Origin of the sequence: Ideonella benzenivorans, assembly GCF_020387415.1 — a bacterium.
GTDB classification, from domain to species: Bacteria; Pseudomonadota; Gammaproteobacteria; order Burkholderiales; family Burkholderiaceae_C; genus Ideonella; species Ideonella benzenivorans.
On record NZ_JAGWCB010000008.1, the window covers coordinates 276,072 to 299,153 of the forward strand.

The 23,082-nt window shown below is 69.7% G+C and carries 22 protein-coding genes; 13 read left to right on the forward strand and 9 right to left on the reverse strand.

Translation table 11 applies throughout. From position 1 onward, the window contains the following. The first annotated feature begins 16 nt into the window (after window positions 1-16). Entirely contained in the window at window positions 17-610 is a 594-nt protein-coding gene (locus KGA65_RS06965) for an AP2/ERF family transcription factor (protein WP_225862420.1), read from the forward strand. Between the two features lie 39 nt (window positions 611-649). Here the strand turns inward: KGA65_RS06965 and ppk2 are convergent, their stop codons facing one another. Next, window positions 650-1,576 carry a polyphosphate kinase 2 gene (gene ppk2, locus KGA65_RS06970; protein WP_225862421.1) on the reverse strand — a complete coding sequence of 309 codons (927 nt, stop codon included), beginning with the start codon at window positions 1,574-1,576 and terminating at the stop codon, window positions 650-652. Window positions 1,577-1,706: 130 nt separating this feature from the next. Here ppk2 and KGA65_RS06975 point away from each other — a divergent pair, with 130 nt between their 5' ends. Continuing rightward, complete coding sequence (locus KGA65_RS06975; protein ID WP_225862422.1) at window positions 1,707-2,753, forward strand: transporter; 1,047 nt, start codon at window positions 1,707-1,709, stop codon at window positions 2,751-2,753. A 24-nt stretch (window positions 2,754-2,777) separates the two neighbouring features. Here KGA65_RS06975 and KGA65_RS06980 read toward each other — a convergent pair whose 3' ends face one another. Continuing rightward, a complete protein-coding gene (locus KGA65_RS06980; RefSeq protein ID WP_225862423.1) occupies window positions 2,778-3,494 on the reverse strand; it encodes a hypothetical protein in 717 nt (238 codons plus the stop codon). A 276-nt stretch (window positions 3,495-3,770) separates the two neighbouring features. Here KGA65_RS06980 and KGA65_RS06985 point away from each other — a divergent pair, with 276 nt between their 5' ends. Together KGA65_RS06985 and KGA65_RS06990 are read left to right on the forward strand one after the other, a co-directional pair. Further along, window positions 3,771-4,442 (forward strand): RDD family protein, encoded by a 672-nt coding sequence (locus tag KGA65_RS06985; RefSeq protein WP_225862424.1) that lies wholly within the window; start codon window positions 3,771-3,773, stop codon window positions 4,440-4,442. 393 nt (window positions 4,443-4,835) lie between these two features. Further along, window positions 4,836-5,285 (forward strand): GNAT family N-acetyltransferase, encoded by a 450-nt coding sequence (locus KGA65_RS06990; protein WP_225862425.1) that lies wholly within the window; start codon window positions 4,836-4,838, stop codon window positions 5,283-5,285. A 20-nt stretch (window positions 5,286-5,305) separates the two neighbouring features. Here the strand turns inward: KGA65_RS06990 and KGA65_RS06995 are convergent, their stop codons facing one another. From KGA65_RS06995 to KGA65_RS07010, 4 genes are read right to left on the reverse strand one after another with little or no spacing between them, the layout of a single operon-like run. Then, window positions 5,306-5,734 (reverse strand): hypothetical protein, encoded by a 429-nt coding sequence (locus KGA65_RS06995; RefSeq protein ID WP_225862426.1) that lies wholly within the window; start codon window positions 5,732-5,734, stop codon window positions 5,306-5,308. After that, window positions 5,734-7,482 (reverse strand): single-stranded-DNA-specific exonuclease RecJ, encoded by a 1,749-nt coding sequence (recJ, locus tag KGA65_RS07000; RefSeq protein ID WP_225862427.1) that lies wholly within the window; start codon window positions 7,480-7,482, stop codon window positions 5,734-5,736. Before recJ ends, KGA65_RS06995 begins: the two co-directional genes overlap by 1 nt. Window positions 7,483-7,497: 15 nt before the next feature. Further along, the gene (locus tag KGA65_RS07005) at window positions 7,498-8,427 is read right to left on the reverse strand and encodes a hypothetical protein (RefSeq protein ID WP_225862428.1); all 930 of its coding nucleotides are present in this window, start codon (window positions 8,425-8,427) and stop codon (window positions 7,498-7,500) included. Window positions 8,428-8,468: 41 nt separating this feature from the next. After that, complete coding sequence (locus KGA65_RS07010) at window positions 8,469-10,286, reverse strand: glycoside hydrolase family 15 protein (RefSeq protein WP_225862429.1); 1,818 nt, start codon at window positions 10,284-10,286, stop codon at window positions 8,469-8,471. A 132-nt stretch (window positions 10,287-10,418) separates the two neighbouring features. Here KGA65_RS07010 and KGA65_RS07015 point away from each other — a divergent pair, with 132 nt between their 5' ends. From KGA65_RS07015 to KGA65_RS07050, 8 genes are read left to right on the forward strand one after another with little or no spacing between them, the layout of a single operon-like run. Further along, window positions 10,419-12,818, forward strand: a complete 2,400-nt coding sequence (locus KGA65_RS07015; protein ID WP_225862430.1) for an alpha,alpha-trehalose-phosphate synthase (UDP-forming) — start codon at window positions 10,419-10,421, stop codon at window positions 12,816-12,818. Continuing rightward, window positions 12,815-13,585 (forward strand): trehalose-phosphatase, encoded by a 771-nt coding sequence (otsB, locus tag KGA65_RS07020; RefSeq protein WP_225862431.1) that lies wholly within the window; start codon window positions 12,815-12,817, stop codon window positions 13,583-13,585. Before KGA65_RS07015 ends, otsB begins: the two co-directional genes overlap by 4 nt. A gap of 40 nt (window positions 13,586-13,625) precedes the next feature. Next, window positions 13,626-14,885 carry a lipoprotein-releasing ABC transporter permease subunit gene (locus KGA65_RS07025; protein ID WP_225862651.1) on the forward strand — a complete coding sequence of 420 codons (1,260 nt, stop codon included), beginning with the start codon at window positions 13,626-13,628 and terminating at the stop codon, window positions 14,883-14,885. Next, complete coding sequence (lolD, locus tag KGA65_RS07030; RefSeq protein WP_225862432.1) at window positions 14,878-15,579, forward strand: lipoprotein-releasing ABC transporter ATP-binding protein LolD; 702 nt, start codon at window positions 14,878-14,880, stop codon at window positions 15,577-15,579. Before KGA65_RS07025 ends, lolD begins: the two co-directional genes overlap by 8 nt. Before the next feature lie 13 nt (window positions 15,580-15,592). Beyond that, window positions 15,593-16,411 (forward strand): TatD family hydrolase, encoded by an 819-nt coding sequence (locus KGA65_RS07035; protein WP_225862433.1) that lies wholly within the window; start codon window positions 15,593-15,595, stop codon window positions 16,409-16,411. A 4-nt stretch (window positions 16,412-16,415) separates the two neighbouring features. After that, on the forward strand, window positions 16,416-16,913 hold the full coding sequence (locus tag KGA65_RS07040) for a DNA-deoxyinosine glycosylase (protein ID WP_225862434.1): 498 nt from the start codon (window positions 16,416-16,418) through the stop codon (window positions 16,911-16,913). A 2-nt stretch (window positions 16,914-16,915) separates the two neighbouring features. After that, entirely contained in the window at window positions 16,916-17,683 is a 768-nt protein-coding gene (locus KGA65_RS07045) for a spermine/spermidine synthase domain-containing protein (protein WP_225862435.1), read from the forward strand. Window positions 17,684-17,696: 13 nt separating this feature from the next. Then, window positions 17,697-19,502, forward strand: coding sequence for a GspE/PulE family protein (locus KGA65_RS07050; protein WP_225862436.1), 1,806 nt, complete (start codon window positions 17,697-17,699; stop codon window positions 19,500-19,502). 13 nt (window positions 19,503-19,515) lie between these two features. Here KGA65_RS07050 and dsbG read toward each other — a convergent pair whose 3' ends face one another. Together dsbG and KGA65_RS07060 are read right to left on the reverse strand one after the other, a co-directional pair. Continuing rightward, window positions 19,516-20,193, reverse strand: coding sequence for a thiol:disulfide interchange protein DsbG (gene dsbG, locus KGA65_RS07055; protein WP_225862437.1), 678 nt, complete (start codon window positions 20,191-20,193; stop codon window positions 19,516-19,518). Next, the gene (locus KGA65_RS07060) at window positions 20,190-21,047 is read right to left on the reverse strand and encodes a TlpA family protein disulfide reductase (RefSeq protein WP_225862438.1); all 858 of its coding nucleotides are present in this window, start codon (window positions 21,045-21,047) and stop codon (window positions 20,190-20,192) included. The genes dsbG and KGA65_RS07060 overlap by 4 nt, the downstream gene beginning before the upstream one ends. Window positions 21,048-21,202: 155 nt before the next feature. Between KGA65_RS07060 and KGA65_RS07065 the strand changes: the two genes are divergently transcribed. Then, window positions 21,203-22,132: a DMT family transporter gene (locus tag KGA65_RS07065; protein WP_225862439.1), complete on the forward strand. Its 930-nt coding sequence runs from the start codon at window positions 21,203-21,205 to the stop codon at window positions 22,130-22,132. 15 nt (window positions 22,133-22,147) lie between these two features. Here the strand turns inward: KGA65_RS07065 and KGA65_RS07070 are convergent, their stop codons facing one another. Next, window positions 22,148-23,074: a DMT family transporter gene (locus KGA65_RS07070; protein ID WP_225862440.1), complete on the reverse strand. Its 927-nt coding sequence runs from the start codon at window positions 23,072-23,074 to the stop codon at window positions 22,148-22,150. Window positions 23,075-23,082 lie beyond the last annotated feature (8 nt).

Genomic DNA, 23,082 nt, shown 5'->3' on the forward strand with positions numbered 1-23,082 from the left:
GCCGAAAGGACGGACCATGCCAACGCAGTGCACACCTGAAGACCGTGACACTTCCCAAGCCCCGAAGGACTCGCACTTCGGCGTCAAGCGCTCCTTGCTGAGCCAGCTCTGGGAAGTGCGGCTGTACCGCCGCGGTGTGACCCACCGGCGGTGTTTCAGTGCAGCGCGCTATGGCGACATGGACCAGGCGCTGGCGGCGGCCCTGGCCTGGCGGGATGCCCGTCTGGCTGAGCTGGCTCCGTTCACCGAGCAGGAACTGTGCATGCGCCAGCGGGGCAACAACACCTCGGGCACACCGGGCGTGACACTGATGACGGTCCGCCGCAAGCGGGCCGATGGCCACGTGGCCGAGGAGCAGCATTGGGTGGCCCGGCTGGAGCGGCGGGGGCAGCGTCGGCAGGCCAAGCGGTTTTCCGTGGCCAGGTACGGGTATGAGCGGGCCTATGAACTGGCGGTGCAGGCCCGCCTGGCCATGGTGGCCACAGTCACGGGCCTGCGGCTGTGTCAAACACCGGAACAGCTCAAGCCAGCCTCAGACGCACGGCTGACGGTGCAGGAGCAGCCACTGCCCACCCGGCCCCGGGGCGGTCGAGGGGTGCGCTTGGATTGAGCAAGGGGTAGGCCGGCGCGCCGCCCCACCAAGCTGGGCTCAATACACCTCGGGGACGATCATCTCCGCGGGCACCGGCTCGCGGTGGTAGTCCTCGTGGCGCTCGCGCGCGGGCAGCACCACCGGCGGCTTGACGATCTCGTGGTAGTCGAACTGCTCCAGCAGGTGGTGGATGCAGTTCAGCCGGGCGCGCTTCTTGTCCACTGCCTGCACCACCCACCAGGGGGCTTCGGGAATGTGGGTGCGCTCCAGCATGTCTTCCTTGACCTTGGTGTAGTCCTCCCAGCGGCGGCGGCTTTCCAGGTCCATGGGGCTGAGCTTCCACTGCTTGAGCGGATCGTGGATGCGGCTCAGGAAGCGCAGGTGCTGCTCGTCGTCGGTGATCGAGAACCAGTACTTGATGAGCTTGATGCCCGAGCGCACCAGCATGCGTTCGAACTCCGGCACCGAGCGGAAGAAGTCCTCCACCTCGTCCTCGGAGCAGAAGCCCATCACCCGCTCCACGCCGGCGCGGTTGTACCAGCTGCGGTCGAACAGCACCATCTCGCCCGCGGCGGGCAGGTGCGAGACATAGCGCTGGAAGTACCACTGGGTCTTCTCGCGGTCGTTGGGGGCGGGCAGGGCCACGGTGCGGCACACGCGGGGGTTCAGGCGCTGGGTGATGCGCTTGATCACGCCGCCTTTGCCGGCGGCGTCCCGCCCTTCGAACAGGATCACCACCTTCTGGCCGCTGGCCTGCACCCAGTCCTGCAGCTTCACCAGCTCGCCCTGCAGGTGGAACAGGCTCTTGAAGTAGAACATGCGGGCCGAGCGCTCGTCGTCGCTGCGGATGGGGTCGTGGCCATCGGCGGTGTAGTGCCGGTCCTCGATCTCCAGTTCCAGTTCCTCGTCGTAGCCGTCAAGCAGGTCCTGGCGGATGTGGTCGACCAGGGTGCCGTGGTCCTCGGCGGGCGGAATCGGATTCATGGATGGGGGGAAAGGCAGTCGCAGACTGCACCAGTCTGACAGGAATGCATGACATCGGCATGTCATCGTCAAGAAGGGCTGGCGGCTAGGATGCAGGCCAACAGCCTGCCTTCTCCGGAGCCTCTTGCCCATGACCACCGACGCCCCCATCCAGCCGCCCGTGCCCTACCTGGTGACCGGCGAGGAGAGCCAGGGGCTGATCTGCGGCTACCAGTTCATCCCCGGCCAGGCCCCGCGCGTGCTGGACACCCTGGCCGCCGTGGACGCCGCCGGCACCGACGGCTTCTGCTGGCTGCACTTCAACCTGAACCACGTGGCCGGCATGCGTTGGCTGCAAGAGAACGGCGGCCTGAGCGAAGCCTTCTTCGAGGCCCTGCACGAGGGCTCGCGCTCCACCCGCATCGAGCGTGATGGCGACACCCTGTTCGCAGTGGTCAACGACGTGGCCTACGACTTCAATTTCGACGCCAGTGACGTGGCCACACTGTGGGTCAGCGTCAGCCCGGGGCGGGTCATCACGGCGCGCTGGCACCCGCTGCGCTCGGTGGACCACCTGCGCATGGTGGTCAAGCGCGGCGAGGAGCAATTGGCGTCCAGCGTGGACCTCCTGGACCAGCTGCTGCGCTTCCAGGCCGACGAGCTGCAGCGCATTGCCCGCCGCGTGGCCGACCGGCTGGAGGACATCGAGGACGAACTGCTGGCGGGCCACCACCAGCGCCACACCGCCGAACTGGCGCGGCTGCGCCGCCTGGCCGTGCGCCTGCAGCGCCTGCTGGCGCCCGAGCCCAGCGCGCTGATGCGCACCCTGGCCAACCCGCCCGGCTGGGTGCAGGCCGAAGACCGCGCCCAGCTGCACCGTGCCAGCGAAGAGTTTGCGCTGGTGCTGCGCGACATCGCGGCCCTGCAGGAGCGCATCAAGGCCATGCAGGACGAGGTGGGCGCCCGGGTGGCCGAAGAAAACAACCGCACCCTGTTCATGCTGACCATGGTGACCGTGCTGGCCCTGCCCATCAACCTCATCTCCGGCCTGTTCGGCATGAATGTGGGCGGCATCCCCCTGAGCGAAAGCAGGGAAGGCTTCTGGCTGATGCTGGGCTTCATCGTGCTGCTGACCGCCGTCATCGCCTGGATGGCGCTGCGGCGGTTGGTGCCCCGGGGGGACGCCGAGCGGCGCTGAGGGCGGTGCGTTGGCGCGGGCCGCTCAGGCCAGGCCCAGCCACAGCACGCCCAGGCTGTACTGCATGGCCAGGATGCCCAGCACCAGCACCGGCAGCAGGAGGGCCGACACGGCCAGCGCTGCCGGCTTGGGCAGCACCCGGGCCAGGGCCGGCTGAAGGGCCTCCAGCCCCACCGTCAACCCGGTGAGCAGCAGCAGCGCCGGCAGGTGGGCCCAGGCCAGGGCCAGCGAGGTGCCCAACGCCTGCAGCGCCGTCGTCTGCGGCGTCAGCACCAGCACGGCCGGCAACATCAGCCAGGGCAGGCCACCCAGGTACATCGCCCATTTGAAGGCCATGAAGTCCCGCGGTGCCGGGGGCTTCTCCTTCCCGAAGCGGCCAAAGAAGAAGCGTGGCGCCGCGGCGCCAGCCTTCCACCGCAGAAACGCCAAGCCCAGGCCAAAGGTCAGCAAGCTGGTGCCGGCCAGGGCCAGCACATGCCCCAGCGGCCAGTGCAGCACCCCCAGCAACTGGCCCAGCGATGGCGCGCCACCCGCTGCCGCCGTGGCAAACAACAACAGCGCCTGCGCACCCAGCACCGCACCCACCGCCGTCTTCACCACAAAGCCGATTCGCGGCAGAAACATCAGCCCCTCCACCAGCACCAGAAAGACCAGCACGAACAGCAGCCAGAAGCCGGGATGGGCCGCCAACAGATGGGCGGAGGCTAGGAGGGCGTGGGTGAAGGCGGGGAGGTCGGGCATGGGCAATGGGGCAGGTGGTTTCTGCGCTTCTGGGGCAGCCGGTTCGTCTACCTAGGTGGGCTGAGAGGGGCGCAATTCAAGACCGGTGATCCACGAGCTACGGCCATCTTCTTCTGAGGGTTTGCGCTGAATTGGCACGCTTTGCCTTGCAGGTCGCCTTCCTCACTTTGAGTGATTCGATCAATGTCCTTTTTGGAAGCTGATTTGCAGTGATGCTATATTATGATGTCATGAAGCGACTCAATGAATATATCGATGTCGACGGTGATAATTTAATTGATAACTTCCGTTGTTGTTTTTGAATGGTGGTTGATTTTGCGGTTTTGGATTAGCCATTATGTAGATTTTTTTAGGGTGGGTGGTTTGATGTATTATAAGTTTTGGCGGCGAATGGCTGCTTTTTGTGTTGATTGTATTATTCTTAGTCCATTGTTCGTTGTTTCGAATTTTGGGGATGAGAATTTTAGGCTATTCAAAGTTTATTGGTTTCTGCCGGCAAATATTTTTTGCGCCTTCTACTACGTCTACTTGCCGTACCGTTTTGGTGGTACGCCCGGGAAGCGAATTTTTGGGTTGAGGATGCTTCGGATAAATGGTGAGCCGCTGAAGTATCGAGAGGTGATTTTGAGATTCTTGACTTTCTGGCTGCCGGGGTTGGGTGTTTCTGTTGCTGGAATGATGGCTGTATGGAGTCTCACGGATGCTCAGTATTTTTCTGTTGCGTCCGCTCTTGATAGAAGCCGCTTGGTAACAATGGCGATGCCCAGTTGGTACAATCCATTGACTGTTGTTTGGGGGATGTTTCTTTGGGGTGACTGGGGTGCAATTCTTATGAACAAGAAGCGACGGGCGTTGCATGACTTCATTGCAGGAACGGTTGTCGTGAGGGATATTCCACACGGTTCCGGCGCTTCGCCTGGCAACGCTAGGGAAAAGGATGTTGCATAGCGCTTTGAGCCTGAGCTCATAAAAACTGGCCGGCACAAGAGAATCGCCTGCCATCAAGCCGCCAAGTTCGAATAGAAATTTCCATGCCCTTGTGTCTCCGCCTTTCTCTATCCCTGCTGCCGCTGGCCCTGCCCCTGGGCGCTTGGAAACCGAGCTTGCTTGTCAATTCCGCGTTGGGATGTCATGCCGTGGGCAAGTCGCCCCAAGCCTGCCTGGATATGGGGGTGGATGTTCAGCCGGCTTTGGCTCTGGGGGCCTGGTGGGGCATGTTGTTGTGGGGGCCCGGGCTGGTGCTCAGCGGCTTGCTCGTGGGCCAGGTGTTGGCTGGCAAGCTGCCGCGCCCCTGCGGGCGTGGCGATGCGCGGTGATCGGTTCTGTACAGTGCCCGCCGATATGCCCATCACCCTCGAATCCCCCAACCAACCCGACGTGATCGCCCTGATCGGCGAGCTGGATGCCTTTCAGGACAGCCTGTATCCGCCCGAGGCGCGCTATGCGCTGGATGTGGCCTCGCTGATGCAGCCGAACGTGCGGTTTGTGGTGGCGCGGGACGCGCAGGGCGCAGCCATCGGCTGTGGGGCAGTGGTGCTGGCCGCAGACCATGGGGAGCTGAAGCGGATGTATGTGCAGCCCGGCGCCCGGGGCAGCGGCGTGGCGCAGGGCATGCTGGTCTTGCTGGAAGCTGCCGCGGCGGCAGAGGGGTGCCCGGAGATCCTGCTGGAAACCGGGCCCTTCCAGCCGCAGGCCATCGCCTTCTACGAGAAGCAGGGCTACCGCCGCCGCGCCGCCTTTGGCGAATACCCCGAACACCCAATGAGCGTGTTCATGGGCAAGCGGCTCTGAGCCTCCTCGGTCCGGCTCGGTCAGGGCTGGCTGGCCGCGGCCGATGCCGCGTTCATCACCTGCTGCAGCGGCGTGGCCTGCAGCCGCCCCTGGCCGATGGGCCGGCCTTTGGCGTAGAGCTTGAAATCCGGCTGGCCGGGGGCCACGCGGAAGGGCTGGGTGCAGCGCAGGGCGATTTCGGCGGATTCGCCGGGGGCGATGCGGGAGTCGTCGGTCGGCATGCGCAGCGAGCAGGTCACCACCTCGGGCTCGCCCGAGAACTTCACCTGCGCCATGAAGCCGTGATACACGGGCTGGGCCAGGCCGCTGCGCATGCCGGGCTTCCACAGGCTGACTTGCACGGCCACCGGGGTTTCTTGGGCGAACTGCAGCGGTGCGGCGGCCTGGGCCGCCATGCCGACTAGGCCGACCCAGGCGGCCAGGGCGCGGCAAAGGCCGGGGCGAACCATCAGGCCGCCTCCACCGCCGCTTCCACCACCATCTGCACGCGCTGCTGGCCCTGGAATTCGTCCAGGCTGATGCGGTAGGCCAGGCGCACCTTTTCGCTCACCGGCTCGGCGTGGCCGAACCAGATGGCGTCGCGCAGTTGGCCCTGGTGGCGCACGCGCAGCTTCAGGTGTTTTTCGCCGACCAGGCGCTGCTGCACCACGTCCACCACATCGCAGAAGACGGGGGCCTCGAAGCCCTGGCCCCAGACCACCTGTTCCAGCTGCGCGGCGGTGGCGGGGGTGAAGTACTCCACCGGCAGCGGGCCGTCGGTGGCCATGCGGCGCTGCAGAGCCTCGGGCGCCAGCCATTCGCGGGCCACCTGCTGCAGGGCCTGCTCGAAGGTGTCCAGGTGCTCTTCGGCCAGGGTGCAGCCGGCGGCCATGGCGTGGCCGCCAAAGCGGATCAGCACGCCGGGATGGCGCTTGCTGACCAGGTCCAGCGCGTCGCGCAGATGAAAGCCCGGGATGGAGCGGCCGGAGCCCTTGAGCAGCCCGTCCGCGCCGATGGCGAAGACGAAGGTGGGGCGGTGCAGCCGGTCCTTGGTGCGGCCGGCCACGATGCCCACCACGCCCTCGTGGAATTCGGGGTCGAAGAGCACCACCGCCTCGGGCGGCGTGCCTTCGGGCATCAGGTGTTCCAGCAGGGCCTCGGCCTGTTCGCGCATGCCGCCTTCCACCTCGCGGCGCTCGCGGTTGATGGCGTCGAGCTGGCCGGCCAGTTCGGTGGCGCGGGCGGGGTCGTCGGTCAGCAGGCACTCGATGCCCAGCGTCATGTCGGCCAGGCGGCCGGCGGCGTTGATGCGCGGGCCCAGCGCAAAGCCGAAGTCGAAGGCGCTGGCCTTGGCCGGCTGGCGAGCCGCGGCCTGGAACAGCGCCGCCACGCCGGGGTGCACGCGGCCGCTGCGCACGCGCTTGAGGCCCTGGGTGACGAGGCGACGGTTGTTGTCGTCGAGCTTGACCACGTCGGCCACGGTGCCCAGGGCCACCAGGTCCAGCAGGGCGTCCAGCCGGGGCTGGTTGGTGGGGTCAAAGCGGCCGCGGGCGCGCAGCTCGGCGCGCAGGGCCAGCAGCACGTAGAAGACCACGCCCACGCCGGCCAGCGACTTGCTCTCGAAGGGGCAGCCCGGCTGGTTGGGGTTGACGATGACGTTGGCGTCGGGCAGATCCACCTGGCCGTCGATGACGGCGGGCAGGTGGTGGTCGGTCACCAGCACGTCCAGGCCCTGGGCGCGGGCATGGGCCACGCCGGCCAGGCTGGCGATGCCGTTGTCCACCGTCACCAGCAGCGCGGGCTGGCACTGGGCGATGGCCAGATCGACGATGGTGGGCGTGAGGCCGTAGCCGTGCACCGCGCGGTCGGGCACCACGTAGTGCAGGGTGTCGGGCCGGGCGCCCAGCATGGCCAGGCCGCGCAGCGCGGTGGCGCAGGCGGTGGCACCGTCGCAGTCGTAGTCGGCAATGACGCACAGGCGCCGGCCGGCGTCGATGGCATCGGCCAGCAGCTGGGCGGCCTCAAGCGCGCCTTTCAGTGCGGTGGGCGGCAGCAGCTTGGCCAGGCCGTCGTCCAGGGCCTCGGGGCTGCGCACGCCGCGGGCGGCAAACAGCCGGGCCAGCAGCGGGTGCACACCGCTTTCTTCCAGCGCAAAGGCGGCGCGCGGCGGCACGTCGCGGGTGAAGAGGGTGGGGGTGGCGGGGATGGGCGCGTTCACAGCAGAGGTTCAGGCTCAGAGGTCTTGCAGCAGGGCGGCAGCGTGGGGGCGGGCACGGGACAGCAGGCGGCGCCACCAGGGCTGGGGCTGCGGCGCCCAGTGGCGCACATGGCGCTCGCCGCACAGGCTCAGACGCAGGGGCTGGCCCTGGTCCAGCCGGGTCAGCAGCTCGGGGATGCGGCTGGCGTCCAGCGCCTGCCAGGCCTCGGCCCAGGCGGCCCAGTCGTCGGCCAGCACGGGGCCTCGCAGGCGGTCGTCCAGGGTCACGGCATCGGTGGCGGGCGGGGGCAGGGCGGGGCCGGTGCCGCTCAGCCAGAAGGAGTTGACGGGCAACTGGCCGCGGGCCTCGCGTTCGTCGTTGAGCGGGTGGGTGTAGAGCAGCATCTGCACCTCGGCCTGCAGGCGGCGGATCTGCTTGGCGGCGGGGTGGTCGTTGAGCCACCAGTCCACGTTGCGGCCGATCACCCGGTCCAGCGACGCGGTGGGCAGGCTGGCCAGCTGCGGGTGCTGCACATACCAGCGGGTGGGCGCGCCCCAGTGCAGGCGCCAGCCGTCCTCCTCGAACAGGGGGCGCAGCACGTCGAACAGGGCACGGGCGGTGGGCTCGTCCAGGTCCAGCTCGGCCGGGTTGGCCAGCGACACCTGCTCGGTGCCCAGGTGCCAGTGGGTGGGGCTGATGAGGCCCCAGCCTTCGCCTTCGGGGGCCAGGCCATCGGCCCGGGCGCTCAGCGTGGCCAGGGGCAGCAGGCCGTCGGCCACGGGCCAGCCCCAGGCCTGGGCCAGGGCGCGTTCGTGCGGGGCGCTCAGGCTCAGCTCGTCGCCCAGGTCCTCGGCCACCGGGGCCATGCGGGTGAGCAGGCGTTCCAGGTTCGGCAGGGTCAGGCCGCTGAGGGCCTGGGTGGCCGCGGGCGAGAGGGCGCTGGCGTGGGCGATGACGAACTGCATGGGGCGCGATTATCGGTCCCCCACCCGGTGGGCGCCGGCGCTCAGACCACGCTGTCCCAGGGGGCCGACAGGCGCACCGCGCCGTGGATGATGCCGACCATGGAATAGGTCTGCGGGAAGTTGCCCCACAGTTCGCCGGTGGTGGCGTGCATGTCCTCGCTGAGCAGGCCGACGTGGTTGCGCCGGGCCAGCAGGGCCTCGAAGGACTCGCGGGCTTCCTCGCGCCGGCCGATGCGGGCCAGCGCATCCACCCGCCAGAAGGAGCAGACGTTGAAGGCCACCTCGGGCTTGCCGAAGTCGTCGGCCGCCTCGTAACGCCGCATGAAGGGGCCGTCGCACAGCGTGCGCTCCATGGCTTCGACGGTCTGGATGAAGCGCGGGTCGTTGGGCGGCAGAAAGCCGACCTCGCCCATCAGCAGCACGCTGGCGTCCAGGTCTTGGCCGCCAAAGCTATCGGTGAAGGCCTGGCGCTTGTCGCTCCAGGCGTGCGCCAGGATGTCGGCGTGGATCTTGGCGGCGCGGGCCTGCCAGAAGTGGGCCCGCTCGGGCAGACCCAGCGGGCCGGCGATGCGGGCCAGCCGGTCGCAGGCCGCCCAGCACATCAGCGTGGACGAGGTGTGCACGCGGGAGCGGGTGCGCAGCTCCCAGATGCCAGCGTCCGGCTGGTCGTGCAGGCGCCAGGCCTGTTCGCCCATGGCCTCCAGCGCGGCAAAGTCGGCGCTGTCGCCACGGCGGAACAGGCGGTGGTCATGGAAGGCCTGGGCCGCACCCAGCACGATGTTGCCGTACACGTCGTGCTGGAAGTGCTCGTAGGCCTGGTTGCCCACCCGCACCGGGCCCATGCCGCGGTAGCCGGCGGCCTGCGGCACGATGGATTCGGGCAGGGCCCGCTCCAGGCCGATGCCGTAGAGCGGCTGCACGTGGTCGCCGGGCGTGCTGCGGATGACGTTGTAGAGCCAGTTCAGGTAGCTCTCCATCGTACCCACCTCGGACAGGCCGTTGAGCGCCCGCACCACGAAGAAGGCGTCGCGCAGCCAGCAGTAGCGGTAGTCCCAGTTGCGGCCGCTGTTGGCTGCTTCGGGGATGCTGGTGGTCATGGCGGCGACGATGGCGCCCGTTTCCTCGTACTGGCAGAGCTTGAGGGTGATGGCCGCGCGGATCACCGCGTCCTGCCATTCCAGCGGCAGGGCCAGACGGTGGGTCCAGTTGCGCCAGTGCAGGCTGGTGGCTTCCTCGAAATCCCGGGCGGTTTCTTCGATGCCGCCGGACAGCGTCTCGTCCGGGCCCAGCAGCAGGCTGACCGGGCCATGCAGCGAGAACCAGGTGCCGTCCAGCAGGTAGGTCAGCGGCACGTTGGTGTTCAGACGCAGCGTGATGTCCGGCAGCACGAAGCGCAGGTGGTGGCTGCCGCGGGTCAGCGTGGGGGCGGTGGCACCCCAGTCACCGCGGGGCTTGACCGAGAAGCGCACCCGCGGGTGGCCGGCCAGGGGGCGCACGCGCCGGATCAGCTGGGCCGGGCGGAACACCCGCTCGCGGGTGATGAAGCGGGGCGCGAAGTCCACCACCTCGATGCCCTGGCCCTGGCCATCCCACAGCCGGGTGCGCAGAATGGCGGTGCCGTCGTCGTACTGCTGCTCGGTGCGGGTCAGGCCTTCCAGCTCCACCGTCAGCGCGCCATCCAGCGGCAGGCCCTCGGCCGAGTGCAGCAGGGCATCGAACACCGGTGGGCTGTCGAAGCGGGGCAGGCAGGCCCAGACCAGGCTGGCCCGGTTGTCCACCAGCGCGCTGATCGCACAGTTGCCGATCAGCGCCAGATCCAGAGAGGCGGCGGGGCGGGGAGCAGCGGCGGGAGAGGTCATCAAGAAAGACTCCGGGTTCCGGGATGGAACTTGAGATGATGGGGCTGTGGCACTATATATTTATACAAATATAAAGAAGCGCGTTTCCAATGACCGCCAGGCACGACCGGCGGAGAAGGGTTCATCCCAGGCATGTTCAAGACACTGCGACTTCAGCTTCGGTTCCTCCTGCCCCTGACGGTGACCTTGGTGGCGGCGGCGTACTTGGCGGTACCGTTGCTGGACCAGGTGACTTTGCGCTGGTTTGCCCGCGATCTCAACAGCCGTGGGGCGCTGGTGGCCGGCACCTTGTCGGACAACGCGGCCGAGGCGATCACCAGCGGGTATTTCGGGCGGCTGCGCGCCATGATGGAACGGGTGGCGCAGGATGAGCGGCTGTTCGCCATGGGGCTGTGCAGCCCGAGCGGTGATTGGCTGGTGCGCACCTCCGGTTTCCCGGCCGACCTGAGCTGCCGGCGGGCCGAAGAGGTGGCGGCCCAGCCGGAACACCGTCTGGCGCTGGCCGGCGGGCCCGTCCACCTGGGGGTGCACCCGGTGATGGGGTTGCCGCCGGCGGCGCCGGTGGCGCAAACCCCGATGACGGCGGCCTCTTCGGCGGCCCAGGCCTCCAGCCTGTTCGTCGGGCCGCTGATCGAACCGCGGGCGCAGCCCGAGGACACCGCGCCCATCCTGCTGGGCGAGCTGGTGCTGGTTCATGACCTCAGCTTCATCGAGCGCCGCAGCCAGGACACCCGGCGCTATCTGATCGTCTTCCTGGCGGTGCTGGGCTTCGTGATCGCGCTGATCACGATGGTGGTGGCGCAGCTGAGCTGGCGCGGCTGGGTCAACGGCGTGCGTGCCATCCTGCGGGGCGAGGGCCTGCTCACCCCAATGGTGCCGGCGCCGGAACTGGCGCCGTTCGCCAAGGAGATGCAGCTGCGCCTGCGCGACCTGGAGGACGAGTACCGTCGCCTGCAGGGGCCGGAATCCGACTGGACGGCCGAGCGGCTGCGGGCCCTGCTGCACACCCAGCTGCGGGGAGACCAGGTGATCGTGGTTTCCAACCGCGAGCCCTACATCCATGAGCGGGGCGAGAACGGCAGCGTGGTCGTGCGCCGCCCCGCCAGTGGTCTGGTCACCGCGGTGGAGCCGGTGATGCGGGCCTGCTCGGGCACCTGGATCGCCCACGGCAGCGGCAGTGCCGACCGCGAGGTGGTGGACGACCGCGACCGCGTGCCGGTGCCACCGGGGCACGACGACTACTACCTGCGGCGCATCTGGCTGTCCCCGGACGAGGAGCGCGGCTATTACTTCGGCTTTGCCAACGAAGGGCTCTGGCCGCTGTGCCATGTGGCGCATGTGCGGCCGGTGTTCCGGGAAAGCGACTGGGAGGCCTACAAGGCCGTGAACCAGCGCTTTGCCGACGCGGTGGTGGCCGAGGCCCGCAGCGAGGACCCGGTGGTGCTGGTGCAGGACTACCACTTCGCGCTGCTGCCGGCCATGGTGCGCGAGAAGCTGCCGCAGGCCACCATCCTGACCTTCTGGCACATCCCCTGGCCGAACCCGGAGTCCTTCGGTATCTGCCCGTGGCGCAAGGAGCTGCTGCAGGGCATGCTGGGTTCCACCATCCTGGGCTTTCACACCCGCTTCCACTGCCGCAACTTCATGGAGACGGTGGACCGCTACCTGGAGGCGCGCATCGAGCAGGAGCACTCGACCATCTCCTACCAGGACAAGGAGACGCTGGTGGAGGCCTACCCGATCTCCATCGAGTGGCCGAGCGCCGCCACCGTGGCGAGCTGGGGCCCCGTGGCCCAGTGCCGCCAGCGGGTGATCGAACGCCTGGGCCTGCCCGAGGACGTCTGCCTGGCCGTCGGGGTGGACCGTTTCGACTACACCAAGGGCATCCTGGAGCGGCTCAACGCGGTGGAGCGCCTGCTGGAAAAGCACCCGGACTGGATCGGCCGCTTTGTCTTCGTCCAGGTGGCCGCGCCCACCCGCAGCTCGCTGGAGGAATACCGCAGCTTCCAGGAGCGCATCGAACGCCTGACCCACCGCATCAACGAGCGCTTCGGCCGCCCGGACTACCAGCCGGTGCACCTGCTGGCCCAGCACCATGAGCCCGAGAAGGTCAACGAGCTGTTCCGCGCCGCCAACATCTGCGTGGTGACCAGCCTGCACGACGGCATGAACCTGGTCAGCAAGGAGTTTGTCGCGGCGCGCGACGACGAGCAGGGCGTGCTGCTGCTCAGCCGCTTTGCCGGTGCGGCCCGCGAGCTGACCGAGGCCCTGATCGTGAACCCCTACCACGTCGAGGAGACGGCCGACGCCCTCTACCAGGCCGCCACCATGCCCTCGGCCGAGCAGCGCGAGCGCATGGCCAGCCTGCGCAGCACGGTGCATGAGTTCAATGTGTACCGCTGGGCCGGCCACATGTTGAGCGACGCTGCGCGCTGGCGCCTGCGGGCCCGGGTCGAAGCACGGGTGCGGCGCTTCCAGAACGCCGGCCCTTCATCGAACTCTGACCTGCGTCCCGCATCGGATCACCCATGAGGCATTTGTTCAGTCCGGAAGGCGAGGCGGCCCTGGTCGCCGCCCTCCAATACCAGCCCCTGCTGGCCTTCGATTTCGATGGCACCCTGGCGCCCATCGTCCCCCGGCCGGGCGACGCCCGGGTGTCCCGGGCGGTCGCGGGGCGTCTGAGCCAGCTGATGCGCTGGCTGCCGGTGGCCATCGTCACCGGCCGGCGGGTCGAGGATGTGCGCGAGCGGCTGGGCTTCGTGCCCAGCTACGTGGTGGGCAACCATGGCGCGGAGGACGAGGCCGACCCGGCGGTGGGCCAGGCCTTGTGCGAGGCGTTGGACAGCGCGCGCGAGTTGCTGCTGCAGCGTGAACCGGTGCTGAAGGCGGCCGGCGTCAGCGTGGAGGACAAGCAGCAGTCGATCGCCTTGCACTACCGGCTGGCGCGTGACCGCGACCGGGCCAGGCAGGTGATCGACGAGGTGCTGGAAGGCCTGGGGCCGACCCTCACCGTGTTCGGCGGCAAGTTGGTGGTCAACCTGACCCCGGCCGATGCGCCGGACAAGGCCCATGCCGTGCGCACGCTGGTGGCCCGCAGCGGCGCGGGCGGGGCCTTGTTCGCCGGCGACGACCTGAACGACGAACCGGTGTTTGCCGCCGCGGCGCCGCACTGGCTGACGATCAAGATCGGTCGCGAGCCTGCCCACACCCGTGCGGCCTTCTTCCTGGAGAACCCGGCCGAGATGGCCTTGCTGCTGGAACGCATCCTGGGCCTGGTGCCCAAGCTGCTGGCGCGCTGAGTCGGCCCTGCGGGTAGCATTCGGGCCCATGAGTCTACGCATATCGCTGCCCTACGAGTGGCAGATCGGCTGGCGCTACACCCGCGCCGGCCGCGCGGGCCGGCGCAACGGCTTCATTTCCTTCATCTCCTTCGTCTCGGTCATCGGCATTGCGCTGGGGGTGGCGGCGCTGATCATCGTGCTCAGCGTGATGAACGGCTTTCAGAAGGAGGTGCGTGACCGCATGCTGTCGGCCATTCCGCATGTGGAGCTGCTGTCGCCCAACGGGGACGCGCTGCCGGACTGGCAGGCCCTGGCCCGGCAGGCCCGGCAACAGCCGGAGGTGCAGGCGGCCGCGCCGTTCATCGCCGTGCAGTCGCTGCTGGCCCGGGGTGAGGACATGCGCGGCACCATGGTGCGCGGCGTGGAACCGGCCGACGAGGGCGGCGTGACCGACCTGGCCGCACAGCTCAAGCGCGAAGGCGTGCTCGACCAGCTGCAGCCCGGGTCCTGGAAGATCGTGCTGGGCAGCGAGCTGGCGCGTTCGCTGGGCGTGCGCGAAGGCGACCCGGTGACGCTCATCGCCCCGGGCGGGCAGGTGACGCCGGTTGGCGTGTCCCCGCGCCTGAAGCAGTTCACCGTGGCCGGCGTGTTCACCGTGGGCCACTTCGAATATGACAGCGCGCTGGCCCTGGTGAACCTGGACGACGCCGCCCGGCTGTACCGCGTGGGTGGACCCACCGGCGTGCAGCTGCGCCTGAAGGACGTGCAGGAGGCCCGGCGCGTGGGCGCGGACCTGGCGGCCCGCCTGGGCGACCAGGTGCTGGTGCGTGACTGGACCCGCACCAACGCCGCCTGGTACGACGCGGTGCAGATCGAGAAGCGCATGATGGCCATCATCCTGACCCTGATCGTCGCGGTGGCCGCCTTCAACCTGGTGTCCACGCTGGTGATGACGGTGACCGACAAGCGGGCCGACATCGCCATCCTGCGCACGCTGGGGGCCAGCCCGCGCTCCATCATGGGCATCTTCGTGGTGCAGGGCGCGGCGGCCGGGGTGATCGGCACCTTTGCCGGCGTGGCCGGGGGGCTGCTGGTGGCCTTCAACATCGACATCATCGTGCCGGCCATCGAGCACCTGCTGGGTGTGCACTTCCTGCCCGGCAGCGTCTACCTGATCAGCCGCATGCCCAGCGACCCGCAGGCGGCCGACATCGTGCCGATCGCGCTCATCTCGCTGGCCCTGGCCTTCCTGGCCACCCTGTACCCCAGCTGGCGGGCCAGCCGGGTCAACCCCGCGGAGGCCCTGCGCTATGAATGACGTGATCCTGGAAGCCACCGGCCTGCACAAACGCTATGTGGAAGGCCCGCTGGACGTGCATGTGCTGCGCGGCGTGGACCTGCAGGTGCGCGCCGGCGAGACGCTGGCCATCGTCGGTGCCTCGGGTTCGGGCAAGAGCACGCTGCTGCACCTGCTGGGTGGGCTGGACGCGCCCAGCCAGGGCGCGGTGACGCTGATGGGCAAGCGCCTGGACACGCTGAGCGCCGCGGAGCAGGGTGCCTGGCGCAACCAGCACCTGGGCTTTGTCTACCAGTTCCACCACCTGCTGCCCGAGTTCAGCGCGCTGGACAACGTGGCCATGCCGCTGCGCATCCGGCGCGAGAGCGTGGAGGCCGCTCAAGCTGCGGCCCGCCAGGCGCTGGCGGCGGTGGGCCTGGGCGAGCGGGTGTTGCACCGGCCGTCCGAGCTCTCCGGCGGGGAGCGCCAGCGGGTGGCGCTGGCGCGGGCGTTGGTGGCCCAGCCGGCCTGCGTGCTGGCCGATGAGCCGACCGGCAACCTGGACCGCGAAACGGCCGACCGGGTGTTCGACCTGATGCTGGGCCGCGCGCGGGAGCAGGGGCTGGCCTTCGTGCTGGTGACCCATGACCCTGCGCTGGCGGCGCGCTGCGACCGCGTGGTGCGCATGCAGGCCGGCCAGCTGCTGGCCGCAGAGGCCCCTGCCGAATACCTCTGACCCGGCCCCCCCGATGTGGATCGACACCCACTGCCACCTGGACGCCGCCGAGTTCGACCCGGACCGCGACGCCGTGCTGGCGCGTGCCCGGGCGGTCGATGTGACGATGCAGGTGCTGCCCGCGGTGGCGGTGGCCAACTTCGATGCGGTGCGCACGCTGGCCCACCAGCATGGCCTGAGCTATGCGCTGGGCATCCACCCGCTGTACGTGGACCAGGCCGCCGACGAGGACCTGGACCGGCTGGCCGAGGCGCTGGATCGGCACCGGGACGACCCCCGGCTGGTGGCGGTGGGGGAGATCGGCCTGGACCACTTCGTGCCCGGCCTGGACCAGGGGCGCCAGGAGCGCTTCTACCTGGCGCAGCTGAAGCTGGCGCGCCAGGCCGGGCTGCCGGTGCTGTTGCATGTACGGCGCTCGGCCGATGCCTTGCTCAAGGGGCTGCGCCGGTTCGAGGGCGTGACCGGCATCGTCCATGCCTTCAACGGCAGCCACCAGCAGGCCCATGCCTTCGTGCGGCAGGGCTTTGTGCTGGGCTTTGGCGGCGCGATGACCTTCGAGCGGGCGCTCAACATCCAGGCCCTGGCGGCCGAGCTGCCGGCCGACGCGCTGGTGCTGGAGACCGACGCGCCGGACATCCCGCCGCAGTGGCTCTACCGCACGGCCGAACAGCGGGCGGCTGGCGAGCGCAGCCGCAACGAGCCCGGCGAGCTGCCGCGCATCGCCCGCACGCTGGCGGCGCTGCGCGACTGGACACTGGCGGCCACCGAGCTGGTCACCAGCACCAACGCCTGCACGGCCCTGCCGCGGCTCAAACCCTTGATTGAGGTCTGAACCCGTGCTGACCGGTTTCCCTCCGGTGGCCGACGCCGGCACCCGCCTGCTGGTGCTGGGCAGCTTTCCCAGCGTGGCCTCGCTGCAGGCGCAGCAGTACTACGCCCACCCGCGCAACCAGTTCTGGCCGCTGCTCTCGGCCCTGTTCGGCCTGGACCTGAAGCCCCTGGCCTACGCCGAGCGCGTGGCCGCGGTGCAGGCCCGCGGCCTGGGCATCTGGGACGTCTATGCCGCCTGTGAGCGCGAGGGCAGCCTGGACAGCGCGATCCAGCAGGCTCAGTACAACGACTTCGCCGGCCTGATCGCCCGGCTGCCGCAACTGCGCGGCATCGCCCACAATGGCGGGGAATCGGCCCGGGCGCGGCGTTTCACCGCCTCGTTCGGCCTGCCGGTCTACCGCCTGCCTTCCACCAGCCCGGCCAATGCCAGCTGGTCCTTCGAGCGCAAGCTCGCCGCCTGGCGCGAGGTGTTCGCCCTGTGCGGTTTGCTCCCCACGACCTGATCATGAAGAAGACCCGCGACGAGATGGTGGGCGCCACCATGTCCGAACTGGACGGTGTGCGCTACCTGCACCTGGACTCCATCTGGGTGCAGGGTGCCATGCGCATCCGCAAGCCCCACGAACTGGAACTGGAATATGCCCAGCGCATGATGGCCTGGCTGCTCTGGCGCCCGCAGGAGGAGGTGGCCGAGGGCCACGCCGTGCAGCTGGGCCTGGGCGCGGCGGCGCTGACCAAGTTCTGCCACAAGGTGCTGCGCATGCAGACCACCGCAGTGGAGATCAACCCGACCGTGATCCACGCCTGCCGGCTGTGGTTTCGCCTGCCCGATGACGACGCCCGCCTGAGCGTGGTCAACGAGGACGCCGCCCGCTGGGTCAGCGACCCGGCCCACCGCCACACCGTGCAGGCCCTGAACGTGGACCTGTACGACCACGAGGCCGCCGCCCCGGTGCTGGACGACGAGGACTTCTACACCCATTGCCGCGATGTGCTGGACGAGGGCGGGCTGATGACGGTGAACCTGTTCGGCCGCCATTCCAGCTTCGCGCGCAGCGCCGGCGCCATTGCGCGGGCCTTCGGGTTGGATCAGGTCTGGAGCCTGCGGCCCACCAAGGAGGGCAACACCGTCATCGTCGCCGCCCGCCATGTAAAGGTGCCCGACCGGGAGGAATTGACCGCCCGCGCCGCTAACATCGAAGCGCGCTTCGGCCTGCCGGCTCGCAAGTGGCTGCGCATGGTGCGCCCGCTGGATCCGGCCGTGCTGGGCTGACGGCGCCGCCACCATGACCGTTGCCGCCCCGTCGCCCGCCGAACGTCCCCACACCGCGCCGCGCGGCCGGCTGGACATGCGCCACCTGCTCAAGTGGCTGCGCGACGACGGGCTGCTGACGGCCGAGGAGGCCGACCGCCTGCTGCGCCGCTTCGCCCAGGCCGGTTCCAGCCTGCACCCGCTGCAGCGCCTGGGCGGTGTCGGGCTGAAGGACGCCCGCACGGGCGAAGCCCTGGACACCGAGCAGCTGACCGCCTGGCTGGGCCAGCGCTTTGGTGTGCCGGTGATGCGCATCGACCCGCTGCGGGTGGAGGCCAGCCGGGTGCAGGAGGTGATGTCCCAGGCCTATGCCGAAAGCCGCCACGCGCTGCCGGTGCTGGTGACTCCGACCGAGGTGACGATCGTCACCTGCGAGCCCTTCGCGGTGGACTGGGTGCCCGAGATCGAGGCCCACACCCGGCGCCACATCCGGCTGATGCTGGCGCCGCCGGACGAGATCGCCCGCTACACGGCCGAGTTCTACCAACTGGCCCAGAGCGTGCGCGCGGCCCGCAAGATCAACGCCGAGAGCGCGGCGGCCAACAGCTTCGAACAGCTGGTGGAGCTGAAGGCCCGCGACAACCTGGACGCCAACGACCAGGGCGTGGTGCAGATCGTTGACTGGCTGTGGCAGTACGCCTTCGAGCAGCGCGCCAGCGACATCCACCTGGAGCCGCGGCGCGACACCGGCGCCATCCGCTTCCGCATCGACGGCGTGCTGCACACGGTGCACCGGGTGCCCGCGCCGGTGATGGCCGCCATGACCGCCCGCATCAAGCTGCTGGGCCGCATGGACGTGATCGAGAAGCGTCGCCCGCAGGATGGCCGCATCAAGACCCGCCGGCCCGGGGCGGGCGGGGGCGAGGTGGAAATGCGCCTGTCCACGCTGCCGACCGCCTTCGGCGAGAAGGTGGTGATGCGCATTTTCGACCCCGGCACGGCGGACAAGCCCTTCGATGCGCTGGGCTTCTCGCCCGACGAGGCCCGCCGCTGGGGCGAGCTGATCAGCCAGCCGCACGGCATCATCCTGGTCACCGGCCCGACCGGTTCGGGCAAGACAACCACGCTGTACTCCACGCTCAAGAAGCTGGCCACCGAAGAGGTCAACGTCTGCACCGTGGAGGACCCGATCGAGATGATCGAGTCGGCCTTCAACCAGACCCAGGTGCAGCCCGTGGTGGAGCTGAGCTTTGCCGAGGGCCTGCGCGCGCTGATGCGGCAGGACCCGGACATCATCATGGTGGGCGAAATCCGCGACCTGGAGACGGCCGAGATGGCGATCCAGGCGGCACTGACCGGTCACCTGGTGTTCTCGACCCTGCACACCAACGATGCACCCTCGGCCATCACCCGGCTGGTGGACCTGGGCGTGCCGCCGTACCTGATCTCGGCCACCGTGATCGGCGTGCTGGCCCAGCGCCTGGCGCGCACCCTGTGCCCGCAGTGCAAGCAGCCCGATCCCTCGGTCAGCGCCGAGGCGGTGGGGGCGCTCTCCAAGCCCTGGCGCCTGGCCGGCCCGCTGCGGGTGCACCAGGCCGTGGGCTGCCCGGCCTGCCGCCAGACGGGCTACCGCGGCCGGGCCGCGCTCTACGAGCTGATGCAGATCAGCGAGCCGGTGCGCCAGGCCATGCACCCGCAGCTGGACCTGGCCCGTCTGCGCCGCCAGGCGGCCGAAGAAGGGCTGATGCCGCTGCGCGTGGCCGGGCTGAGCAAGGTGGCCCAGGGCCTGACCACGCTGGAGGAAGTGCTGCGCTGCACCCCGGCCTGGGAACAGGGCTGAGACAGCGCCGGCTTCAGCGTGGGCCCATCGCCTCGGCCAGGGTCTGGGGCGTCACGCCGGTGCGGGTCTGCAGGCCGCCGCTGGCGTCCTGCCACACCAGGGCCGGGGTGGCGCGCAGGCCCAGGGCCTGCATCAGCTGGTCATTGGCGTTCAGGCGGGCGGCCCAGGCGGGCGGGATGGGGTTCAGTGGGGTCAGGCCCTGGGCCCCCAGCGGGCGGGGGTGGCCGGCGGCCAGGGTCTTGGCCACCGCGTCGACCTGTGCGCCCTCGTAGGCGGCCAGCGCCGTGGCCGGGTTGGCGGCCGACAGCAGGGCCGCGGCCTTGCCCGGGCTGTCGGCGGTCAGGATGCCGACGATCACATGGCGCAACTGCACCCGGCCAGCCCGGACCCAGGGCCGGGCGTCCGCCCAGAACTTGTTGCAGTACGGGCAGTTCGGGTCGGTGAAGACATAGACGATGCGCCGGGCGCCGATGCTGCCGTCGGCAATCCAGCTGCTGTGTTGCAGCGCCTGCCAGACCTGCCGCACCAGGGCCTGTTCGTCGTTGTCGTGGGCGGACGGTGCGGCGGCGGCCAGCACCACGGACGCGGGTGCCAGGCTCAACGCGCCCAGGCCCAGGGCCTGCTGCAGGCAGCGGCGGCGCGCAGCCACCGAGGTCGGGGAAAGAAGGCGATCGGAACGGGAAGGGGTCATGGGGAGGGGAGAGAAGCGGGGGGAGACGTGGGGGCCGCGGTGGCGCCGGCGTTCAGCCGGGCCAGCCGCTGGGCCAGGGTGGCGGGGGAGAGCTCGCCGATGCGTTGATCGACCAGGCGCCCCTGGGCGTCGAAGAAGAAGGTGGTGGGCAGGGCCCGCTGGCCCAGGCTGGCGCCCACCTCGGAACGCGGGTCGAGCAGCACCTGCTGCAGGCCCGGGGACTGATGGGTCAGGAAGGCCTGCACCGCGTCAGCGGCTTCGCCCTGGTTGATGAACACGAAGCGGACCTCTGGGTGGGCGGCCTGCGCGGCGGCCAGCACCGGCATCTCGCGCCGGCAGGGCGGGCACCAGCTGGCCCACAGGTTGATGACCGTGGGCTGGCCGCGCAGCGCGGGCAGCGACAGCCGGCTGCCGTCCAGACGGGCGACGCTGACGGCGGGCAGCGGCGGCATGGCGCGGGTCTGCCACAGCAGCAGGCCGGTGCCCAACAGCCAGAGCAGGCTGGCACTGCCCACCGCCGCCAGCAGCGGCCGCCGCAAGGCTGGGCGCCGCTGGACCCACACCAGGGTGGCGAGCCAGCCGGTGATCAGCCCGACCTGCGCATCCCAGCCGCCATCGCGGATGTCCAGCATGCGCAGCGGCTCGTCCAGGTAGAGGCCACGGTAAGGCCAGATGAAGCCCAGCCGCGCCGCCAGCAGGGCCAGCAGCAGCAGGCGAAAGGTCTGGGGTTCGGGGTCGACGCCGCTGGCACGGCCCACGCGGCGGCCCACCGTGTGGCCCAGCAACACGGCCAGCACGATCAGCAGCAGCGACCAGGGGAGGGCGAGGGGACCGATCTGCAGGGTGCTGCTCATGCGCGGGATGCGGGAATTGATGCGGGGTGGGGTATGGGATGGAGCCGCCGGGGCGGGCGGAGGTTCCCTGCGGCGGGAAAAAAGAGGCCGGGGCGCGAAGAGGGCCGTGCCGAACCGCGAAGCATGACCGGGCGCCGGGCTGCGAAGATGCAGGCATGCGTGTCACAGGAATCACTTCACCCCATCCGTCCCCCATCACCCGGCCCCGCTTGGCGGACTGGCGCGGCCTGGCCCTGGCGGCGGCCGGGGCCATCGCCTTCTCAGGCAAGGCCATCATCGTCAAGCTGGCCTACCGCCATGGGGTCGACGCAGTCACGCTGATCATGTGGCGCATGCTGATCGCGTTACCGCTGTTCCTGGCGCTGGCCTGGTGGGCGGGGCGCGGTCAGCCGGCGCTGAGTGGGCGCGACCGCTGGGCGGTGCTGGGGCTGGGCTTTTCCGGCTACTACCTGGCCAGCCAGCTTGATTTCATGGGCCTGGCCTACATCAGTGCCAGCCTGGAGCGGCTGATCCTCTACCTCGGCCCGACCATCGTGATGGCGATCTCGGTGCTGTGGTTCCACAAGCGGGTGACGGGGCGCCAGTGGCTGGCGGCCGGGCTCAGCTACCTGGGCACGGTGCTGGTCTTTGGCCATGAGGCCGCCGCCCCCGGCGCGAACACGGCCTGGGGGGCGGCGCTGGTGTTTGGCAGCGCGGTGAGCTATGCGCTCTACATGGTCGGCAGCGGGGAGGTGGTGCGCCGCCTGGGCTCGCTGCGCCTGACCGGGCTGGCCTCCAGCGTGGCCTGCGGCTTCTGCCTGCTGCAGTTCGTGCTGCTCAAGCCCCTGGCCGCCGCCGCGGTGCCGGCCCCGGTGCTGTGGCTGTCGTTGCTCAACGCGACCGCCTGCACGGTGGCGCCGGTGCTGATGGTGATGATGGCCATCGAGCGCATCGGCGCGCCACTGGCGGCCCAGATCGGCATGATCGGGCCGCTCAGCACCATCGGCATGGGCATCATGTTGCTCGGCGAGCCCTTCACGCCGCTGCTGCTGGTGGGCACCGCGCTGGTGTTGGGCGGCGTCTGGCTGCTGGCGCGCTGGCGCTGAGGCGGGTGCGGGCGCTCAGCCCGCCTTGCCCCGGCGCGAAGAGATCACGATGCCGCCGACGATCAGCACGAAGGCCACGATGTGGAACCAGCGCGGCGCCTCGCCCAGCAGCGCGGCCGACATCAGCGCCGCGAACAGCGGCATCAGGTTGACGAAGAAGCCGGCCACCGCCGGCCCGACGGCCGCCACGCCGCGGCCCCAGCAGAAGAAGGCCACCAGCGAGGGGCCGATGGCCACATAGGCCAGGCTGGCGAAGACCGTCGGGCTCCAGCGCCAGCGGGGATCGGACACCAGGGCCTCGCCGCCGCTGCCCAGCGCGCACCAGAACAGGCCGAAGCCGATCTGCAGCGAGAGGAAGCCGGCACTGTCCCAGGCCGGCCGCGCCGCGCCCTGCATCGAGGCCGGCGGGCGGGCCAGCAGCCAGCTGTAGAGGCTCCAGGTCAGCATGGCCAGCAGCATCAGCAGGTCGCCGGGCGAGAAATGCAGCGTGCGCAGCCGCGCCGGGTCGCCCTGGGTGATGACCAGGGCCACGCCCAGCAGCGAGGCGGCCGCCCCCATCAGGTCCTGGGCCCGGGGCCGCACGCCGTAGAGCAGCGCGCCCACGCCCAGCATCCAGACCGGCGAACTGGCGCCGATCAGCGTGACGTTCAGCGGCGTGGAGGTGTGCAGCGCCAGGTACTGCAGCGCGTTGTAGCAGCCGATGCCGAACAGCCCGAGCAGGGTCAGATAGCCCCACCGGGCGCGGATGGCCGCCCGGTCACGCCAGGCGGCACGGCCCATCGGCCAGAGCACCGCAAAGGCCAGCAGCCAGCGGATCAGGTTGAGGGCGAACGGGGGCGCGGCCCCCACCACCATCCGGCCGACGATCACATTGCCCGCCCAGAGCAGGGGCGGCAGGGTGAGCAGCAGGGCGGTGCGGGGCGTCAGGGAGGCGTGGGACATCAGGCGGG

Excerpts from the sequence above, each read along its gene's own strand:
- KGA65_RS06965 (WP_225862420.1), top strand. The coding sequence starts at position 17 with ATGCCAACGCAGTGCACACCTGAAGACCGTGACACTTCCCAAGCCCCG.
- ppk2 (WP_225862421.1), bottom strand. The coding sequence starts at position 1,576 with ATGAATCCGATTCCGCCCGCCGAGGACCACGGCACCCTGGTCGACCAC.
- KGA65_RS06975 (WP_225862422.1), top strand. The coding sequence starts at position 1,707 with ATGACCACCGACGCCCCCATCCAGCCGCCCGTGCCCTACCTGGTGACC.
- KGA65_RS06980 (WP_225862423.1), bottom strand. The coding sequence starts at position 3,494 with ATGCCCGACCTCCCCGCCTTCACCCACGCCCTCCTAGCCTCCGCCCAT.
- KGA65_RS06990 (WP_225862425.1), top strand. The coding sequence starts at position 4,836 with ATGCCCATCACCCTCGAATCCCCCAACCAACCCGACGTGATCGCCCTG.
- KGA65_RS06995 (WP_225862426.1), bottom strand. The coding sequence starts at position 5,734 with ATGGTTCGCCCCGGCCTTTGCCGCGCCCTGGCCGCCTGGGTCGGCCTA.
- KGA65_RS07005 (WP_225862428.1), bottom strand. The coding sequence starts at position 8,427 with ATGCAGTTCGTCATCGCCCACGCCAGCGCCCTCTCGCCCGCGGCCACC.
- KGA65_RS07010 (WP_225862429.1), bottom strand. The coding sequence starts at position 10,286 with ATGACCTCTCCCGCCGCTGCTCCCCGCCCCGCCGCCTCTCTGGATCTG.
- KGA65_RS07015 (WP_225862430.1), top strand. The coding sequence starts at position 10,419 with ATGTTCAAGACACTGCGACTTCAGCTTCGGTTCCTCCTGCCCCTGACG.
- otsB (WP_225862431.1), top strand. The coding sequence starts at position 12,815 with ATGAGGCATTTGTTCAGTCCGGAAGGCGAGGCGGCCCTGGTCGCCGCC.
- lolD (WP_225862432.1), top strand. The coding sequence starts at position 14,878 with ATGAATGACGTGATCCTGGAAGCCACCGGCCTGCACAAACGCTATGTG.
- KGA65_RS07035 (WP_225862433.1), top strand. The coding sequence starts at position 15,593 with ATGTGGATCGACACCCACTGCCACCTGGACGCCGCCGAGTTCGACCCG.
- KGA65_RS07045 (WP_225862435.1), top strand. The coding sequence starts at position 16,916 with ATGAAGAAGACCCGCGACGAGATGGTGGGCGCCACCATGTCCGAACTG.
- KGA65_RS07050 (WP_225862436.1), top strand. The coding sequence starts at position 17,697 with ATGACCGTTGCCGCCCCGTCGCCCGCCGAACGTCCCCACACCGCGCCG.
- dsbG (WP_225862437.1), bottom strand. The coding sequence starts at position 20,193 with ATGACCCCTTCCCGTTCCGATCGCCTTCTTTCCCCGACCTCGGTGGCT.
- KGA65_RS07060 (WP_225862438.1), bottom strand. The coding sequence starts at position 21,047 with ATGAGCAGCACCCTGCAGATCGGTCCCCTCGCCCTCCCCTGGTCGCTG.
- KGA65_RS07065 (WP_225862439.1), top strand. The coding sequence starts at position 21,203 with ATGCGTGTCACAGGAATCACTTCACCCCATCCGTCCCCCATCACCCGG.
- KGA65_RS07070 (WP_225862440.1), bottom strand. The coding sequence starts at position 23,074 with ATGTCCCACGCCTCCCTGACGCCCCGCACCGCCCTGCTGCTCACCCTG.